At 60.8% G+C, this 16,820-nt stretch carries 13 protein-coding genes; 9 read left to right on the top strand and 4 right to left on the bottom strand.

Annotated elements, in window-relative coordinates:
* Positions 1 to 37 precede the first annotated feature (37 nt).
* Positions 38 to 1,030: a hypothetical protein gene (locus EFD56_RS03555; protein ID WP_126904678.1), complete on the top strand. Its 993-nt coding sequence runs from the start codon at positions 38 to 40 to the stop codon at positions 1,028 to 1,030.
* A gap of 62 nt (positions 1,031 to 1,092) precedes the next feature.
* On the opposite strand, the gene EFD56_RS03550 is transcribed toward EFD56_RS03555, so the two are convergent.
* The 3 genes from EFD56_RS03550 to EFD56_RS03540 form a co-directional block, all read right to left on the bottom strand.
* A complete protein-coding gene (locus EFD56_RS03550) occupies positions 1,093 to 2,874 on the bottom strand; it encodes a hypothetical protein (RefSeq protein ID WP_206513405.1) in 1,782 nt (593 codons plus the stop codon).
* 94 nt (positions 2,875 to 2,968) lie between these two features.
* Positions 2,969 to 3,634 (bottom strand): response regulator FixJ, encoded by a 666-nt coding sequence (gene fixJ / locus EFD56_RS03545; protein WP_126904676.1) that lies wholly within the window; start codon positions 3,632 to 3,634, stop codon positions 2,969 to 2,971.
* Entirely contained in the window at positions 3,600 to 4,844 is a 1,245-nt protein-coding gene (locus tag EFD56_RS03540; protein ID WP_126904675.1) for a sensor histidine kinase, read from the bottom strand. The genes fixJ and EFD56_RS03540 overlap by 35 nt, the downstream gene beginning before the upstream one ends.
* A gap of 489 nt (positions 4,845 to 5,333) precedes the next feature.
* On the opposite strand from EFD56_RS03540, the gene EFD56_RS03530 reads away from it, so the two are divergent.
* From EFD56_RS03530 to arcC, 4 genes are all read left to right on the top strand, one after another.
* Positions 5,334 to 5,540, top strand: a complete 207-nt coding sequence (locus EFD56_RS03530) for a hypothetical protein (RefSeq protein ID WP_126904673.1) — start codon at positions 5,334 to 5,336, stop codon at positions 5,538 to 5,540.
* A 161-nt stretch (positions 5,541 to 5,701) separates the two neighbouring features.
* Positions 5,702 to 6,931 carry an arginine deiminase gene (gene arcA / locus EFD56_RS03525; RefSeq protein ID WP_126904672.1) on the top strand — a complete coding sequence of 410 codons (1,230 nt, stop codon included), beginning with the start codon at positions 5,702 to 5,704 and terminating at the stop codon, positions 6,929 to 6,931.
* Between the two features lie 37 nt (positions 6,932 to 6,968).
* Positions 6,969 to 7,973, top strand: coding sequence for an ornithine carbamoyltransferase (locus tag EFD56_RS03520; protein WP_016735176.1), 1,005 nt, complete (start codon positions 6,969 to 6,971; stop codon positions 7,971 to 7,973).
* A gap of 1 nt (position 7,974) precedes the next feature.
* The gene (arcC, locus tag EFD56_RS03515) at positions 7,975 to 8,910 is read left to right on the top strand and encodes a carbamate kinase (protein ID WP_126904671.1); all 936 of its coding nucleotides are present in this window, start codon (positions 7,975 to 7,977) and stop codon (positions 8,908 to 8,910) included.
* Positions 8,911 to 8,922: 12 nt separating this feature from the next.
* Here the strand turns inward: arcC and EFD56_RS03510 are convergent, their stop codons facing one another.
* Positions 8,923 to 10,278, bottom strand: a complete 1,356-nt coding sequence (locus tag EFD56_RS03510) for an amino acid permease (RefSeq protein WP_016735178.1) — start codon at positions 10,276 to 10,278, stop codon at positions 8,923 to 8,925.
* A gap of 264 nt (positions 10,279 to 10,542) precedes the next feature.
* Here EFD56_RS03510 and EFD56_RS03505 point away from each other — a divergent pair, with 264 nt between their 5' ends.
* From EFD56_RS03505 to speC, 4 genes are all read left to right on the top strand, one after another.
* Complete coding sequence (locus EFD56_RS03505; protein ID WP_016735179.1) at positions 10,543 to 10,902, top strand: hypothetical protein; 360 nt, start codon at positions 10,543 to 10,545, stop codon at positions 10,900 to 10,902.
* A 191-nt stretch (positions 10,903 to 11,093) separates the two neighbouring features.
* On the top strand, positions 11,094 to 12,023 hold the full coding sequence (locus EFD56_RS03500; protein ID WP_126904670.1) for a cation diffusion facilitator family transporter: 930 nt from the start codon (positions 11,094 to 11,096) through the stop codon (positions 12,021 to 12,023).
* Between the two features lie 156 nt (positions 12,024 to 12,179).
* Positions 12,180 to 14,441, top strand: coding sequence for an Orn/Lys/Arg family decarboxylase (locus tag EFD56_RS03495; RefSeq protein WP_126904669.1), 2,262 nt, complete (start codon positions 12,180 to 12,182; stop codon positions 14,439 to 14,441).
* Positions 14,438 to 16,801, top strand: coding sequence for an ornithine decarboxylase (gene speC, locus EFD56_RS03490; RefSeq protein ID WP_126904668.1), 2,364 nt, complete (start codon positions 14,438 to 14,440; stop codon positions 16,799 to 16,801). The genes EFD56_RS03495 and speC overlap by 4 nt, the downstream gene beginning before the upstream one ends.
* Positions 16,802 to 16,820 lie beyond the last annotated feature (19 nt).

Here is a 16,820-nt window from a genome sequence, read left to right as displayed (position 1 = left end):
CTTGAGGGCGATGCGGGCGGCATCGCGGGAGGTCTAAATGGTACCGGAAGAGGGACAGGCCGGCCAGGCACGCCAAGAACCCGAAAACGTGCGCCTACAGCTTGATCGTATCCTCGCAAGTCCGGAATTCCTCGCGCCTGAACGCGGGCGTCGCTTCCTGCAGTATATTGTCGAAGAGACACTTGACGGGCGCGGCGAACAACTCAAAGCCTCGACGATTGCGCAGGCGGTTTTCGGACGCGATGCCTCCTTCGATGCACAGAATGATCCAGTTGTTCGCATCGAAGCGGGACGTATCCGCCGCGCCCTCGAACGATATTATCTCGTCTGCGGACACAGCGACCTGATAGAAATCACCATTCCCAAAGGGGGCTATGCCCCGCATTTTTCGAGTGGGGAAGACGACTCGAACGCCGAGATCGCTGCCGCGCCAGATGGCGAGAACAAGCAACAGCCCGGGCATGAGCAAGGTCAGCCCGGGCATGAGCAGGGTCAGCCCGGGCGTGAGCGCCCGTTGCGCTACCGCGATCTTCTCCTGCCAATCGGCATTCCGGCCCTCTTCGGCGCAATAGCGGTGCTCGCCCTCATCCGTCCACTCGAATCCTACCTCTCGCCGTCCGAAACGCCGCCCACCACGACATTGACAAGCAAGACCAGAATCGTCGTCGAACCCTTTGCGGCACTCGGCGGCACGACGCGCGGAGCGGATCTTGCCAAGGGACTGGCCGATCAGCTGATCGCCAAACTCATGAGAGTGGACAGCCTTGTCGTGCTTGCTCCCGGCCGATCTGGCGTGGAGACGAGCGGCTCGTTGTTCAATCTTCAGGGAAGCACCCTTGTCGAAGGTACGGTCCTGCATCTGCATGTCCGCCTGATCAACGGCGCCGACGGCGCCGTCGTCTGGGCAAATCAATATGATCGCGATCTGCGCGATGAGACCACCCTCGATGTCGAGGACGAAATTGCCGCGCAAATCATCTTGGAAATTTCAACCAGCCGCAAATTGAATGGCGCCGGCTCTCTTCGATAGCCATCGCATGCGATCACGCGCCCATCACCAGCGGGACCGTCCAATCGGGATCGTTCGTCCCCCTATTCTCCCGACGGCAGGTCGATGGCAACGCCCGCGGCGCGCAGGCCGTTGAAGAACTTTTCCTGATCTTCCGGGCGCTGCAGGCGCAGAGAAATCTCCTGGCGGATATTCGTCATCAATGCCGGGGCGTTCATATGAAGCCAATCCCGCTCCAGCTTCGCCTCGTCCATCTTGCCTGCGGCTCCGAGAATGGACAGCAGGGCAAGATGGCGCATCGGGTTGCCGTCGAGACCGGCTATCCGCGACCATTCTTCCGCCGCTTCGATATCGCCCCTCATCAATGCGCACATTGCCATGCCGGCCTCGTAATAGCCTCTGGGCCCGGCATTTTTGTCAAGCGCGATCGATATCAATTCGCAACCCGATTGCCACTTTCCGGCCATGGCCAATCGCAGGCCATACTCGCCGGCGACCTCCACATCATCGGGATCTGCAGCATAGGCTGCAGTCCCGGCGGCAATGGCCTTGTCGATATCGCCCTGGAAAAAGTTCACCAGCATGACGGCGCGAAGGACGCGGGGATTATCCGGCGCCAGCGATGCCGCCCGCTGTGCCGAAGCGGCTGCCAACGCCAGCGCCTCGGATGAAGAGGGTGTGCCGAGCTTGTAGCGAAATCTCACCTCGTCGAGGTAGACCAGGGACAAGAGCGCCCAGGATGTCGCATTATCCGGACGTTGCCGGATTGCCTGTTCCAGGCACTCGCGTACTGCGCCATGGTTTTTCGCCGTCATCGTTTCGATATAGCTGCCATAGGCCGGAGCGCAGGCATAGGCGTCCTTGTCTGCTTTCCGCGCTGACTGCGCGATCATGGCCGTTTCCGCTTGAAAGATGGCGCCATGGGGCCGCGCTATCGCGCCGGCAATTTGACGGGCGACATCTGTTTGAATCTCGAGCTTGTTCTGAGCGCGAAGATCGGCGTCGAAATTATTCGCCCAGATGACGGCCCCGTCTGCCTGGCGCACCAACCTGGCAACGGAGCGCAATCTGCTCCCATCCATCTGGATATTGCCCTGGAGCGCGTAGTCGGCAGCCGCGGCATGATCACCCGTCGACGGTTCGGCGACCACGACGAGGTCATCGAACTGAGCAAGCTGGCCGATGATATCGTCCCTCAAGCCGCGGGCGATATCCGAACTGGAATCGAGGAGGCTGCTCTCGGCAAAAACCTCGACGGCGACCGTCGGCGCAAGGACCCCCGACGGCGGCGGCCTGATCGGAGTGCCGCCTCGAGCAAAAAGGGCAAAGGCAAGGGCGAGGAAAGGAAGAATAAGGACGGCCAGCAGGCCAGTCCCGCGGCCGCGAGCGGTCGGCAGAGCCGGGCGCTGCGGCTCCCGTGGCGAATAGGTTTGATCCGCGACGGCTGCAATCTGCACATTGCGGTCTTTCTCAGGCCGTGTCGGCGCCGACGCGTCCCTGAGATATTCGAAATGCGGCACGTAGCCGCCTTTCGGCACCGTGATGACGACCTCGTCCGCCTGGCCTGCGACGAGATAATAACGCTCCAGTGCCTTTCGGATGCGGCCGGCTTCGATCCGGACGACCGGATCGTTCTGCGGGTCGAACGATGCTTCCCGACCAAACACCACATTTGCGATGGTGAACGCCTTCAGGAAGCCTGCTCGACCGGCAAGCGTCTCGTTGACGACAAATCCCAAGAAATTTCGCCCGCGCTGCGGCGCGTGAAATTCTTCACTTGCAAGAATTCGCTCAACTTGCCTGCAGATTTCCTCAGCGGTCGGTCCAGGACTGCTGACTATATTGACCTGTGTTGCGTTTCTCATGCTCGCCCCTACGACAAGATCACGCAATTATGTAAGCATATTCTAAAGCATCATATCTCACGAGCCTGAAGTTGCAAGCTTGGCTTTCTTCGAATTATCGGGCGCAGGCTGGCCAGGCGGCGACGGGCGAAATCCGTTCGGCGCTCGACTGCACGACCATATCGACTGTGACCGCCATACGCATGAGCTCGGCAAGATTGCGAGCACCCATCTTGGCCATCACATTGGCGCGATGGACCTCCACCGTGCGCGAGCTGATGCCCAGTTGGTAGGCGATCATCTTGTTCTGCAGACCATCGAGCACCCCCGTCAGGACCTGATGTTCGCGATCGGTGAGCTGGCGAAGCCGCGCCGCGACGCTTTCGGAATCGGCAATCGAGCGGCCGGGTCGCCTTTGTCCCATTGCCAGATTGATAGCCGCGATCAGGGCCTCTTCCCGAAGCGGCTTTTCAAGAAAATCCGATGCCCCCGCCTTCATCGCCTGCACTGCTGCCGCGACATCGCCCTGGCCGGTAATGACGATCGCCGGAACGTTTACGCTGGACAGTCGCAGGCGCTGAAGCAATTCGATGCCGTTGACATCAGGCATGCGCAGATCCGTCACAAGGCAGTTTCTGCCCGAAAGGGGCAGAAGATCGAGAAATGCGTTTGCGCAGCTATAGGCCCGCACGGCAAAACCTGCTGATGCCAGCAGGAATGTCAAAGATCGTCTCAGCGCCTCCTCGTCATCGACGAGATGGATCGTCAGGTCGTTCGCCATCGGCTTCAATCTCCACCAGCGGAAGCGAGAACGAAAACACTGAACCGCTCTCTGTTCTCCTGCGCGCGCCTATCCGGCCTCCATGCGCCTCGACAATGCGCTTGGACAAGGCCAAGCCCATGCCGAGGCCGTGGGGCTTGCCGGTCACGAAGGGGCGAAACAACGAATCTTCGATCTCGGCTGCAATCCCGCAGCCGTTGTCGGACACGTCGACAACGAGATGCGCGAAACTGTCCACTGCCGTTCGGATCGCAATGCGGGGCTGCTCGACACACTCCGTCGCTTCCAGGGCGTTGCGAACGAGATTGGTGAGCACCTGCACGATCTGAACGCGGTTTGCTAGAACGGTGTCCTGCACCGCTTCGAGCCGAAAGTCCGTATGCAGGTCCTTTCGCCGCGACCCGATGAGCGCGAGTCTTGCCGCCTTGTGGATCAGCTCGTGGATCGCCTCCGGCGTCCTCTCGGAAGCGCCACGCTCTGCGAATTCTCTGACGTTCTGAACGATACTTCCTGCCCAGAGCGCGTGGTGCTTAATTTCCAGCAGCGCTTCTCGGAGCTCTTCGCTGCGTCCGTGGCGCTTGCCCGTGACGAGACGCCCGCACCCTTCGGAATAGGCCGCGATCGAGGACAGCGGCTGAGAAAGTTCATGGGCAAGAGTGGATGCCATCTCTCCCAGTTCGGTCACTCTTGCAAGGCGGGCAATCTCCAGCTGCAGCTCGCGAACTTGCCGTAAAGTCTCACCCTCGGTTCGAAAGTCCTCGAAAATCGCGGCGGTGAAGACGCCTTTTTCGTCATGCTTTCTGATAATGGTAAGGGCGGTCGGAAACTGCGTTCCGCTCTTGGTGATCGCCAGGCCGGCACGCACCGCCCCTTGGTCCGCCCAGCGTCCATTCAATCGAATATCCGGTGTCGGACGCCAGACGAAGCCGATCTTTCGGCCAATCAATTCACGCTCCGAATAGCCGAACAAGGCGGCCGCGGCCTTATTGGAGGCTGAAATCCTATGGCGGTCGCTGATAAAAAACACCGCGTCCGGCATATGTTCGTGGAGTTGCCGGATCCAGTCCATCCGCGGCCCGCCGTTTCCTTCACGAAAGGCGCGCGCCATCTCGCGATGCGGCGTCTGCGACGTCGCGGCGGAGACTCGTCCTGCCGCCTCGCTCGGGCCGGCTTCGTCGACAGCATGCGGCGCTTCCATCTTGATCGGCATGATGGTCTCCTCAGCCCCTCGCGAAGTACTGGCCCCATGGACCGTCAGTTTCCTCAGGCAGTAACCTGACGATACCACCCCCGGACAGCTAATCCGTGTAGTATCGCGTAGCCTCTATTGTTCTTCGGCCGCAACCTTTGGCGCCCCTCGCCCGGCGTCGGGCGTCGTCGCCATTGATCCGGCTCAATGCCCCCGTCCCGTTCTTCCATTATTGTGAGACGCAAAGATGAAGAGCCATTTGAGGACGTCGAAAGATAAAAGCGTCCCTGCCGTCGCGATGGCGACGCCTGCGACAATGCTGACGCCGGTGGACGCCCAGGAGAGCTGCAAGGAATAGCCGTGCGCATGACATCGGTTCCGTGCCGGCACCCGGCACCGGCCAATAGTCTCTGGCAATCCGGGGGCGCGCGATCCGAAACATGCAGGCAAATGATGTGCCGGAATCTCGCGTCCGGCTGACGCTGGTGGATCCTCTGGGAGGGTTCGGTTATGTGGCGGTTGCCCCTCGAAGCTCCGTACGAACAGGACATAGAACTCGCCGTCATCGACGATGAAGGCGTTCATGCCCTGGTTTTCCCCTGCCAGCGTCTTTCCGACGGCTGGATCGATGCCATCAGCCGCGAAATGCTCGACATTCACCCTACTCATTGGCGCCCATGGCAAAACCGTCGCAGCGACGGCTCCGGCCTTCATTGAGGGCGACGGCAGCACCGCTGGCAGCCGGTCGGCGGTCAAGAGTCGATATACCGCACCGCGGATTGTCTGCGATCAATGACACGACCGAGCGGACCGAAATAATCTGGTCTTCAAAGAACGGGCGGTGCGGCCGCGATCCAGAAGGCTGAAAGGAGGACCACATGCGTGGTTTCGGGGTTCACTCGGAGGTCGGGAAATTGAGAACCGTCATGGTCTGCAGACCGTCGCTGGCGCATCAGCGCCTGACGCCTGCCAATTGCCACGATCTGCTTTTTGACGATGTTCTATGGGTTCACGAGGCCCAGAAGGACCATTTTGATTTTGTGCTGAAGATGCAGGAACGGGGGGTCGAAGTCCTCGAACTCCACGACTTGCTCGGCCAGACGCTCGCCAACCAGCAGGCGCGCGATTTCCTGTTGGACCGACGCATTACCCCGAATGTGCTTGGCTCGCAGATCGCCGAGGCGATGCGGCCATGGCTTGATGAAATGCCGGCCGCGCAGCTCGCCGCCTTCATGATCGGCGGCATCGCAATCTCCGATCTGCCTGAGGTCAAGGCGAAGTCGCTGATGCTCAGCGCCCTGCCGGAGACGGATTTCGTCATCCCGCCGATCCCGAATACCTTGTTTCAACGCGACCCCTCCTGTTGGATCTATGGCGGCGTGACCTGCAACCCGATGTTCTGGCCGGCACGACGCGCCGAGACGCTGATCCAGCGTGCGATCTACAAGTTTCATCCGATCTTCCTCGGCGGCGATTTCCAGATCTGGTGGGGCGATTCGGACCAGCCGTTCGCCAATGCCTCGATGGAGGGCGGCGACGTCATGCCGATCGACAACGGCACCGTGCTGATCGGCATGGGCGAGCGTACGACCTACCAGGCCGTCGGCCAGGTGGCGCAAGCCCTGTTCAGGAGCAAGGCGGCAAAGAGGGTGGTCGGCTGCCTGATGCCGAAGAGCCGTGCGGCCATGCACCTCGACACGGTTTTCAGCTTTTGCGATCGCGATGTCGTCACCCTGTTTGCCGAGGTCGTAGATCAGGTCCGCTGCTACAGCATGTACCCCAAGGACGACGACGGCACATTCGAGATCCACCCTGAAAATCGGCCGATGCTCGATGTCGTCGCCGAGGCGCTCGAGCTGCCGCAATTGCGCACCGTCGAAACCGGCGGCAATTCCTACCAGGCCGAGCGTGAACAATGGGACGATGGCAACAATGTCGTCGCGCTCGAGCCCGGCGTCGTCGTCGCCTACGACCGCAACACCTACACGAATACGCTTCTGCGCAAGGCGGGGATCGAGGTCATCACCATTCGCGGCTCCGAACTCGGCCGCGGCCGTGGTGGCGGCCATTGCATGACATGCCCCATCTGGCGCGACCCGGCTTACTGACGTTTCACACCATGAACCAGACCGACGGAGCAAGACCATGAGCTTCAATCTGCGCAATCGATCGCTTCTGACCGTGCAGGACTATACGCCGCGGGAATTCCGTTACCTCCTCGACCTCGCTCGCGATCTGAAGCGGGCCAAATACGCCCGCACCGAACAGGAGCATCTGAAAGGCAAGGAAATTTGCCTGATCTTCGAGAAGACCTCGACGCGAACGAGATGCGCCTTCGAGGTCGCCTGCTCGGACCAAGGCGCCAACGTGACCTATCTCGATCCCTCCGGCTCGCAGATCGGCCACAAGGAATCCTTCAAGGACACGGCGCGGGTGCTGGGGCGCATGTATGATGCGATCGAATATCGCGGCTCTGCGCAGAAAGGCGTGGAGACGCTGGCAAAATACGCCGGGGTGCCCGTCTATAACGGACTGACGGACGAATATCATCCGACGCAGATGATCGCCGACGTCATGACCATGCGCGAACATAGCGACAAGCCGATTGCTGAGATCAAATATGCCTATGTCGGCGACACCCGCTCGAATATGGGACATTCGCTGCTGATCGTCGGCTGCCTGCTCGGCATGGATGTGCGCATCTGCGGGCCGAGATCGCTGTGGCCCTCAGAAGAATACATGAAGATCGCCAAGGATTTGCAGCAGGCCTCGGGCGCGCGCCTGCTGGTCACCGAGGATCCCAGGGAAGCGGTCAAGGACGTCGATTTCATTCACACCGATGTCTGGGTCTCGATGGGCGAGCCGAAGGAGGTCTGGCGCGAACGTATCAAGCTGCTCACCCCCTATCAGGTCAACCAGGACCTGATGAAAGCGACCGGCAATCCGCAGACCAAGTTCATGCATTGCCTGCCGGCTTTTCACGACACCGAAACCACGCTCGGCAAGCAGATCGCTGAAGATTACGGCATGGACAATGGGCTTGAAGTCACCAACGACGTCTTCGAGTCCGAGGCCAACGTCGCCTTCGAGCAGGCGGAGAACCGTCTGCATACGATCAAGGCGCTGCTTGTCGCCACCTTGGGAGATTAGCATGCGTGTGGTCATAGCGCTTGGCGGCAATGCGCTTCTCCGGCGCGGGGAAGCGATGACCGCCGATACTCAGAGACGCAATGCGCGCATCGCCGCGCAGGCGATCGCGCCTTTGGCGGCCGAGCATGAAATCGTCATAACCCATGGCAACGGGCCGCAGGTCGGCCTGCTTGCCCTTCAGGGCGCAGCCTACAAGCCTGAGGAAGCCTATCCGCTCGATGTGCTCGGCGCCGAAACCGAAGGCATGATCGGTTATATGCTGGAGCAGGAGCTCGGCAATCTCCTGCCGTTCGAGCAGCCCCTGGCGACCTTGCTCACGATGGTGGAAGTCGACGCGGACGATCCCGGCTTCCAAAATCCCACTAAATTCGTCGGCCCGGTCTACGACCAGGCCGAAGCGGACCGGATCCGCACCGAAAAGGGCTGGGTGTTCAAACAGGACGGCGAAAAATGGCGGCGCGTCGTTGCCTCCCCGGTGCCGAAGCGGATCTTCGAAATCCGCCCGGTCCGCTGGCTCCTGGAACAGCGCACGATCGTCATCTGTGCCGGCGGCGGCGGCATTCCGACGATGTACGAGAAGGGCGCCAACCGAAAGCTGGTCGGTGTCGAAGCGGTGATCGACAAGGACCTGTGCTCCGAGCTTTTGGCGCGCGAGCTGAATGCCGATCTGCTGATCATGGCGACGGATGCCGAAGCCGTGTGCCTCGATTGGGGCAAGCCGTCCCAGAAGGCTATACATCGGGCACGCCCCGACGACCTCACGCAGTTTTCCTTCCCGGCGGGCTCGATGGGTCCGAAGGTCGATGCCGCCTGCCATTTTGCGCGCAGCGGCAACAGGACCGCGGCCATCGGATCTCTAGCCGATATTGCCGGATTGGTGCGGGGAGAACGCGGGACGATCATCAATGGCGGTTTTGCCGCGCTGAGCTGGCACTAAGCTTTCATGACCTTATCCGGAGACGGCCGGCTGCCTTGGTGCAGCCGATGCCGTTTCCTTGGCGGTCACTTCAGCACCATTTCGCCTCTGCCAGACATAGACGGGTATTCCGAGCATCAATAGCACGAGGCCGTAGAGCACCGGTTCGGCGCCGGAGCCGTAAAGGGTGAAGATTGCGAAGATGAAGGCGATGAGTTCGATGGCGCTCACCCGTGGCATTCGCCCATGGGTCACTCCCGCAACGAGGCTTCCGGCAAGCGAGCAGAAGGCATAGGGAATGACGGCAGCCATGGTGCTCAGCCCGACCATCAGCCGGTAGACGGCGGCGAAACCCTCGGAGCCGATCGCCTGGACGAGCACCAAAAGCGTTGCAAACGAGGCTGAGATGATCATGCCCCATGCCGGCACGCCGCGCGGGGAGAGTCGGGCAAAAAGCGGCGGAAACAGGCCGTCGCGGGCCGCCGCCATCGGAACCTGCCCCATCAGCAAGGTCCAGCCGTTGAGAGCACCGATCGAGGAGAGCAGCACGGCAATCGAGATCGCCAGCTCGCCGGGACGGCCCCACATGATCGCCGCGGCCTGGGAGAATGGCGCAACCGAGTGAACCAGCTGGTCGCGCGGCAGAAGGCCCATCACGACAATGGTGCCCAGAACGTAGAGGGCGGCGGCGATCGAGATCCCAAGCACGGTCGAGCGGGGGATGGTGCGCTCGGCGTTTTCGACATCGCCTGCGGGTACGGTCGCCGATTCCAGCCCCAGATAGGCGAACATCGTCAACGGCGCCAGGGTTGCGACCGACTGCAGCAGCGATTGTCCGCTCGGGTTGAATTCGGAGAAATGCGACGTGTCGATGAAGAGAAGACCGATAATGGCGACGGCGCCGAAGGGGAGCAGCTTGGCATAGGTGGTGACCTGAGCGAAGACGCCCGCCGCGTGCACGCCACGAAGATTGACGAGGACGATCGCCCAGATCACGCCGAGCGTCAGCACGGTCGCGGCGAAACGATTGCCGAGGGCGGGGAAGAGATCGACCATCACGCCGGCAAAGGCGATTGCGATGACGGGCAGCGATGTCCAGATGGAAATCCAGTAGCCCCAGGCGATCAGGAAGCCGGCAAAATCGCCATAAGCGAGCCTTGTATAGGCGTAGGGGCCGCCGACCGCGGGCACGAGGCGCGCCAGGCGCGCGAAGGTCAGGCCGAGACAGATCGCGCCGGCGCCCATGACGATCCAGACGATGATCGCCAGATTGCCGTAGGGTGCGACCGCGGCCGGCGAAAGATAAAAGCCCGAGCCCACCATGTTTCCGACGACGATGGCGGTGCAAGCGGCAAGTCCCAGACTCTTGCCATTTGGCGACGTTGTCATGGTGCCCTCCCCGGAGACGCCCTTCTCGATGCCGATTTCGGCTCGAACTTCCATTCCCGGACGCGATTTTCCTCCCAAAGAATGGATGCCGCAATCCGGTTCAATGCGTAGTGGCGACAGTCTTTTCGGCATTAGCGGCAGCGCGCGCGAGCGGGCGGCAGTGTCCCTCTTGTTTGAACGGCATTGATTGTACTCAATGCCTGGCGCCGCTGCGTAAGCTATCCTCCACAACCGAACATCATTCTGTTCTCAGGAGTTAGTGCGATGAAGATGGCCATGATCATTGGACTTGCCGCAATCACTGCCGTCGCCGGAATTGTCCCGGTCGACGCGCAGCAGACGAGACGCGAATATCGCAGAATGAATTGGAGCGAGAATCTGCCTGACGCGGTACGAACCTATCACGACAGACGATTCACGATCGTCAGCTATAGGACAGCAGATTTTTCTGAGACCGGCGCACACCCGACACAGGGAAGCGAGGAGCACGTCAAAGCCATCAGGGATGCGATCCGCGCAAACAAATGGCTTACCGCCCAACTCAAAACCAAAAAGCTCACCGCGAACGACATCGAATGGGTCTCGCGGGCACGCAACGGCAACATGACCTTCTATACGAAATGACCGGTCACAGCGCCGCATAGATTTCAGTTGAGGCAGGCCGCGAGACCTGCCCTCCCGATAGCGATAGTCGCCCGACAGGATGGACGACCGCGGCCGGCAAAAGATGAAACGCAGGCCTACCCATTCACATCTCGTCTCACCTTCACGATCAGAATAAAACAATTGCAATGAAGGGTGTCGGAGGCGGGGCAATGAGGTTGGGCGAGCAGGGATTTCTCAGGATCTCGATCGCGGCGACGGTGGTGGTCGCTACGCTCGGCGTGGTTTTCGGCATTCTTTCCGGATCGTTCTCTATCGCTTTCGACGGCGTATATTCGCTGGCCGACGCGGCCATGACCGGCTTGGCGCTCTGGGTTTCCAGCCTGATCATACAATCGACGCAGCGCGACGCCCGATCCGGCAGGATTCGAAACCGTTTTACCATGGGCTTCTGGCATCTGGAGCCGATCGTGCTGATGCTCAATGGCTGCCTGCTGATGACTGTTGCCGTCTATGCGCTGATCAGCGCGATCATCAGCATCCTCAGCGGCGGCCATGAATTGCGATTCGGCATGGCGGTGGCTTATTCCGCAGCGATCCTGCTTGTCTGCGCCGTCATGGCCTTTCTCGGCATCCGACTGAACGCCCACATCAAATCCGATTTCATTTCGCTCGACATCAAGGCCTGGATCATGTCCGGCGGCATCGCGCTTGCCCTGCTGATTGCATTTCTGATCGGCATGGCCGTGCAGGCGACGCCGGCCGCTTGGGTCGCCGGCTATATGGACCCCGCGGTTCTGGCGCTGGTCTGCCTGGTCATGATCCCACTTCCGATCGGCACCGTGTGGAAGGCGTTGACCGAAATCTTGCTGATCGCGCCTGTCGATCTCCAGGAGCATGTCGATCGCATCGCTTCGGAAACGGTTCGCCGCCTCGGCTTCCTCTCGCATCGCGCCTATGTCGCCCGGGTCGGCCGGGCCATGCAGATCGAACTCTACTTCATCGTGCCGGAAGGACTTCCGGCAAAGACCGTGGAGGAATGGGACGCGCTCAGAGACGAGATAGGCGATGCGATCGGAGATGAGAGCGCCAATCGCTGGCTGACAATCGCCTTCACGGCCGATGCGGAATGGGCGGAATAAGCCGGCGTCGGCATTCCCGCTGACATCGAAATGCTTTGCCCGACATTGATTGCAATCAACGACGGAGCACCACCCGTCCTGTACGATCCCTTCAGTTGAGATGCGCGTCGCTGCAGAGCGTCCACGGCCTGTGACCCTCGATTTCCGGAGGAACGCATGGAATTCCAGATGGCATTTCCGATTGCGGTTATCGACGAGGATTTTGATGGCAAGAGCGCTGCCGGCCGCGGCATGCGCGATCTGGCGGCCGCAATCGAGAAGGAAGGTTTCCGGATCGTCTCCGGCGTTTCCTACGAGGATGCGCGGCGCCTCGTGCATATCTTCAACACCGAATCCTGCTGGCTGGTGTCCGTCGATGGAGCCGAGGACAAGACCACGCGCTGGCAGCTGCTGGGAGAGGTCCTGGCCGCAAAGCGGCAGAGGAACGACCGCCTGCCGATTTTTCTCTTCGGCGACGATACGACCGCCGAAGACGTGCCGGCATCGGTGCTGCGCCACGCCAACGCCTTCTTCCGGCTGTTCGAGGATACGGCGGAATTCATGGCGCGTGCCATTGCGCAGGCCGCCCGCAACTATCTCGACCGGCTGCCGCCGCCGATGTTCAAGGCGCTGATGGACTACACGCTTGAGGGCGCCTATTCCTGGCACACGCCCGGCCACGGCGGCGGTGTCGCCTTCCGCAAGAGCCCGGTCGGCCAACTCTTCTATACGTTCTTCGGCGAAAACACGCTCCGCTCCGACATCTCCGTATCGGTCGGCAGCATCGGTTCGCTGCTGGATCATGTCGGGCCGATCGCCGAGGGCGAGCGCAATGCGGCCCGCATCTTCGGCACCGACGAGACGCTGTTCGTCGTCGGCGGCACGTCGACGGCCAACAAGATCGTCTGGCACGGCATGGTCGGACGCGGTGATCTCGTGCTCTGCGACCGCAACTGCCATAAGTCGATCCTGCACTCGCTGATCATGACGGGCGCCACCCCGATCTATCTCATCCCTTCGCGCAATGGGCTCGGTATTATCGGTCCGATCTCGAAGGATCAGTTCACGCCTGAATCGATCGCCCGCAAGATTGCCGCGAGCCCCTTTGCGGGGCAGACCAGCGGCAAGATCCGGCTGATGGTCATCACCAATTCGACCTATGACGGGCTTTGCTACAATGTCGATGCGATCAAGGCCTCGCTCGGCGACGCGGTCGAGGTGCTGCATTTCGATGAAGCCTGGTATGCCTACGCCAACTTCCACGAATTTTACGACGGCTTCCACGGCATCTCGTCGAACCAGCCCGCACGATCGCAAAACGCCGTTACCTTTGCCACGCACTCGACGCACAAGCTGCTTGCCGCCCTTTCGCAGGCATCGATGATCCACATCCAGCATGCCGAGACTAAGCGGCTCGACATCACACGCTTCAACGAAGCCTTCATGATGCACACCTCGACCTCGCCGCAATACGGCATCATCGCCTCCTGCGATGTCGCGGCTGCCATGATGGAGCAACCGGCCGGTCGGTCGCTGGTGCAGGAGACGATCGATGAGGCGATCAGCTTCCGCCGGGCGATGAACCGCGTGAAAAGACAGACCGAGGGCAGCTGGTGGTTCGACGTCTGGGAGCCGACGGTTGCCGAGCAGACGCCGAGCGACACCCATGCCGACTGGGTGCTGAAGCCGGGCGATGACTGGCATGGTTTTACCGGCCTTGCCGAAAATCATGTCATGGTCGATCCGATCAAGGTCACGATCCTTTCGCCGGGCCTGTCGGCCAGCGGAGCGATGGATGAGCACGGGATACCGGCCGCCGTCATCACCAAGTTCCTCTCCTCCCGGCGCATCGAAATCGAGAAGACCGGCCTCTATTCCTTCCTTGTTCTCTTCTCTATGGGCATTACCCGCGGCAAGTGGAGCACGCTCGTCACCGAGCTCATCAATTTCAAGGACCTCTATGACGCCAATGCGCCGCTGACACGGGCGCTGCCGGCACTGGCCGCAGCTCATCCGGAAGCCTATGCGGGCGTGGGATTGAGAGATCTCTGCGAAAAAATCCATGCGATTTACCGCAAGGACGACGTGCCGAAGGCGCAGCGCGAGATGTACACGGTGCTGCCTGAGATGGCACTGCGTCCCGCCGATGCCTATGACCGGCTGGTCAAGGGCAAGATCGAGAGCGTCGAGATCGACGATCTGATGAACCGCATCCTCGCCGTGATGATCGTTCCCTATCCGCCGGGCATCCCGCTGATCATGCCGGGCGAGCGGATCACGCAATCAACGAAGTCCATCCAGGACTACCTGCTCTATGCGCGTGACTTCGACAGCAAATTTCCCGGTTTCGAAACGGATATACACGGCCTTCGCTTCGCCTCCTGTCATGGCGGACGCCGCTACCTCGTCGATTGCATTGCAGGGGAGGAGCAGGAATGATCCCGCGTGATGTGAAGTCTCCGACGGTCGCCATACCCTTCCACAAGATGCTGAAGATCGTGGCGATCATCGACCGCGACAACTCTCAGGCTCAGGCACTGGTGTCACAGATCATCGACCAGGGTTTCGAGGTTGAACTGCGTGGCGACTATTCCGCCGATGTCTCAGAGGATGCCGATGTCGGCGCCTATATCGGCTCGGTCGAGGGCGGCCAGCTGTCGGCGGCGCGCAGCTTCCTTCGCTCGGTCAGGGATATCGGCTTTCGTACACCGATTTGGGCAATGGCCGATACGCTGACCATCAAGCATATGGACGTCGTCGAAATGGCCGGCGAGGTCGACGGCTTCGTTTACCTCGGCCAGCAGACGCCGACCTTCTATGCCAAGCAGATCGTCTCCAGCGCGGTCAATTACGGCAAGTCACTGCTGCCGCCATTCTTCGGCGGCATGATGGCCTATGACGGCGAGGCGAATATCGCCTTCGATTGCCCCGGGCATCAGGGCGGCCAGTTCTATCGGAAGTCGCCGGCCGGCCAGCTGTTCTTCAAATATTTCGGCGAGAGCATTTTCCGCAACGACCTCTGCAACGCGGATGTCGATCTCGGAGACTTGCTGATCCACGAAGGTCCAGCCGTCGAAGCCCAGAAACAGGCGGCGCGCATCTTCGGTGCGGACCGCACCTATTTCATCCTCAACGGAACAAGCACCTCCAACAAGGTGGTTGCCAATGCGGTGCTGCACAGCGGCGATCTCGTGCTCTTCGACCGCAACAACCATAAATCCCTGCATCAGGGCGCTCTCGTTCAGGCCGGCGCCATCCCGATCTATCTGCCGACCGCCCGCAATTCTTTCGGCATGATCGGCGCGGTGGACTGGGCGGCGTGGGATGAAAGCTGGCTGCGGCGAAAGATCGAGGAACATCCGCTCGTCGCCGACAAGAGCCGTGCAAAGGCAGATCGGCCCTTCCGTCTCGCCTGCATCCAACTCGCGACCTATGACGGCACGATTTATAATGTCGGCCAGGTCATGGAAAAGATCGGCCATCTCTGCGACTACGTCCTCTGGGACGAGGCCTGGATCGGCTACAATGCCTTCCACCCGCTCTTCGAAGGCCACAGCCCGATGCGTCTCAAGGACCTGCGGGCCGACATGCCGGGCCTGTTTTCAACCCAGTCGGTGCACAAGCAGGGCGCCGGCTTTTCCCAGGCGTCGCAGATCCACAAGCGGGACGACCATATCAGCGGCCAGCGCCGGTTCGTCGAACACAAGCGCTTCAATGAATCGCTGCTGATGCATGTCTCGACCTCTCCCTTCTATCCGCTGTTCGCCTCGCTCGATGTCAATGCCAAAGTGCATGAGGGCAAGGCCGGCGAGATGCTCTGGGACCGCTGCATCGAACTCGGGATCGAGGTGCGCAAGAAGTTGCGCGGTTTCGTTCAGCACTACGAGTCCAATGCCGCAAGCTCCGAAGAACAGTGGTTCTTCGATCCGTTCGTGCCGGACAAGGTCACCGTTTCGGGCTCCAAAAATACCAACGACCTCGAAGGCGTGCGGTGGGAGGATATCCCGACGGATGTGCTCAAACGCGAGCAGCAATGCTGGCAGTTCGATCCGCAGGCAAAGTGGCACGGCTATGCCGGGTATGCACCAGGTTACACCATGGTCGACCCCAACAAGCTTGCAATACTGACACCCGGCATCGACCGCAAGACCGGCGGCTATCGCGACTTCGGCATCCCGGCGACTGTCGTCGCCAACTATCTGCGCGAGCAGCGGGTGGTGGCGGAAAAATGCGACTTGAACAGTCTCCTGTTCCTGCTGACCCCGGCCGAGGATGAGAGCAAGCTGAACACGCTCGTCGCCAAGCTGGTCAAATTCAAAAATCTCTGGGACCGAGACGCGCCGCTGCAGGAAGTGCTGCCGACCGTCTATGCGGCCAATCGCGAGCGCTATGCCGGTTATACAGTCCGTCAGGTCTGCCATGAGATGCACTCCTTCTATCGCGATGCTGGCGTGAAGGAGTTGCAGCGCCTCTGCTTCCGCTCCGAGAGCTTCCCGGAACCGGCCATCGCTCCCAAGCAGGCCTACGAAGCGCTGGTCGCCAACAATGTCGACTACGTGCCGCTGACCCAGGCTGCCGGCCGTATTTCGGCAACGCTGGCGCTGATCTATCCGCCGGGGATCGGCGTGATCGTTCCCGGCGAGCGCTGGGACGAGAGGGCACGCCCGATGCGGGATTATTTCCTGGCCTTCGAAGAGTCGTTCAACCGGTTTCCGGGGTTCAATTACGAAGTCCAGGGCGTGTTCCAGGAAAGGATCGAGGGGCGGATCCAATTCCACACATATGTCGTGCGCGAGTAGACGCAGGGAGGGTTTCGTC

Source organism: Rhizobium phaseoli, from assembly GCF_003985125.1.
In the GTDB taxonomy this organism is placed as follows: domain Bacteria; phylum Pseudomonadota; class Alphaproteobacteria; order Rhizobiales; family Rhizobiaceae; genus Rhizobium; species Rhizobium phaseoli.
This window is presented reverse-complemented; position numbering and strand designations above follow the sequence as displayed.

Excerpts from the sequence above, each read along its gene's own strand:
- fixJ (WP_126904676.1), bottom strand. The coding sequence starts at position 3,634 with ATGGCGAACGACCTGACGATCCATCTCGTCGATGACGAGGAGGCGCTG.
- EFD56_RS03510 (WP_016735178.1), bottom strand. The coding sequence starts at position 10,278 with ATGACAACGTCGCCAAATGGCAAGAGTCTGGGACTTGCCGCTTGCACC.
- EFD56_RS03530 (WP_126904673.1), top strand. The coding sequence starts at position 5,334 with ATGTGGCGGTTGCCCCTCGAAGCTCCGTACGAACAGGACATAGAACTC.
- EFD56_RS03505 (WP_016735179.1), top strand. The coding sequence starts at position 10,543 with ATGAAGATGGCCATGATCATTGGACTTGCCGCAATCACTGCCGTCGCC.
- speC (WP_126904668.1), top strand. The coding sequence starts at position 14,438 with ATGATCCCGCGTGATGTGAAGTCTCCGACGGTCGCCATACCCTTCCAC.
- EFD56_RS03500 (WP_126904670.1), top strand. The coding sequence starts at position 11,094 with ATGAGGTTGGGCGAGCAGGGATTTCTCAGGATCTCGATCGCGGCGACG.
- EFD56_RS03550 (WP_206513405.1), bottom strand. The coding sequence starts at position 2,874 with ATGAGAAACGCAACACAGGTCAATATAGTCAGCAGTCCTGGACCGACC.
- EFD56_RS03495 (WP_126904669.1), top strand. The coding sequence starts at position 12,180 with ATGGAATTCCAGATGGCATTTCCGATTGCGGTTATCGACGAGGATTTT.
- EFD56_RS03540 (WP_126904675.1), bottom strand. The coding sequence starts at position 4,844 with ATGCCGATCAAGATGGAAGCGCCGCATGCTGTCGACGAAGCCGGCCCG.
- EFD56_RS03555 (WP_126904678.1), top strand. The coding sequence starts at position 38 with ATGGTACCGGAAGAGGGACAGGCCGGCCAGGCACGCCAAGAACCCGAA.
- EFD56_RS03520 (WP_016735176.1), top strand. The coding sequence starts at position 6,969 with ATGAGCTTCAATCTGCGCAATCGATCGCTTCTGACCGTGCAGGACTAT.
- arcC (WP_126904671.1), top strand. The coding sequence starts at position 7,975 with ATGCGTGTGGTCATAGCGCTTGGCGGCAATGCGCTTCTCCGGCGCGGG.
- arcA (WP_126904672.1), top strand. The coding sequence starts at position 5,702 with ATGCGTGGTTTCGGGGTTCACTCGGAGGTCGGGAAATTGAGAACCGTC.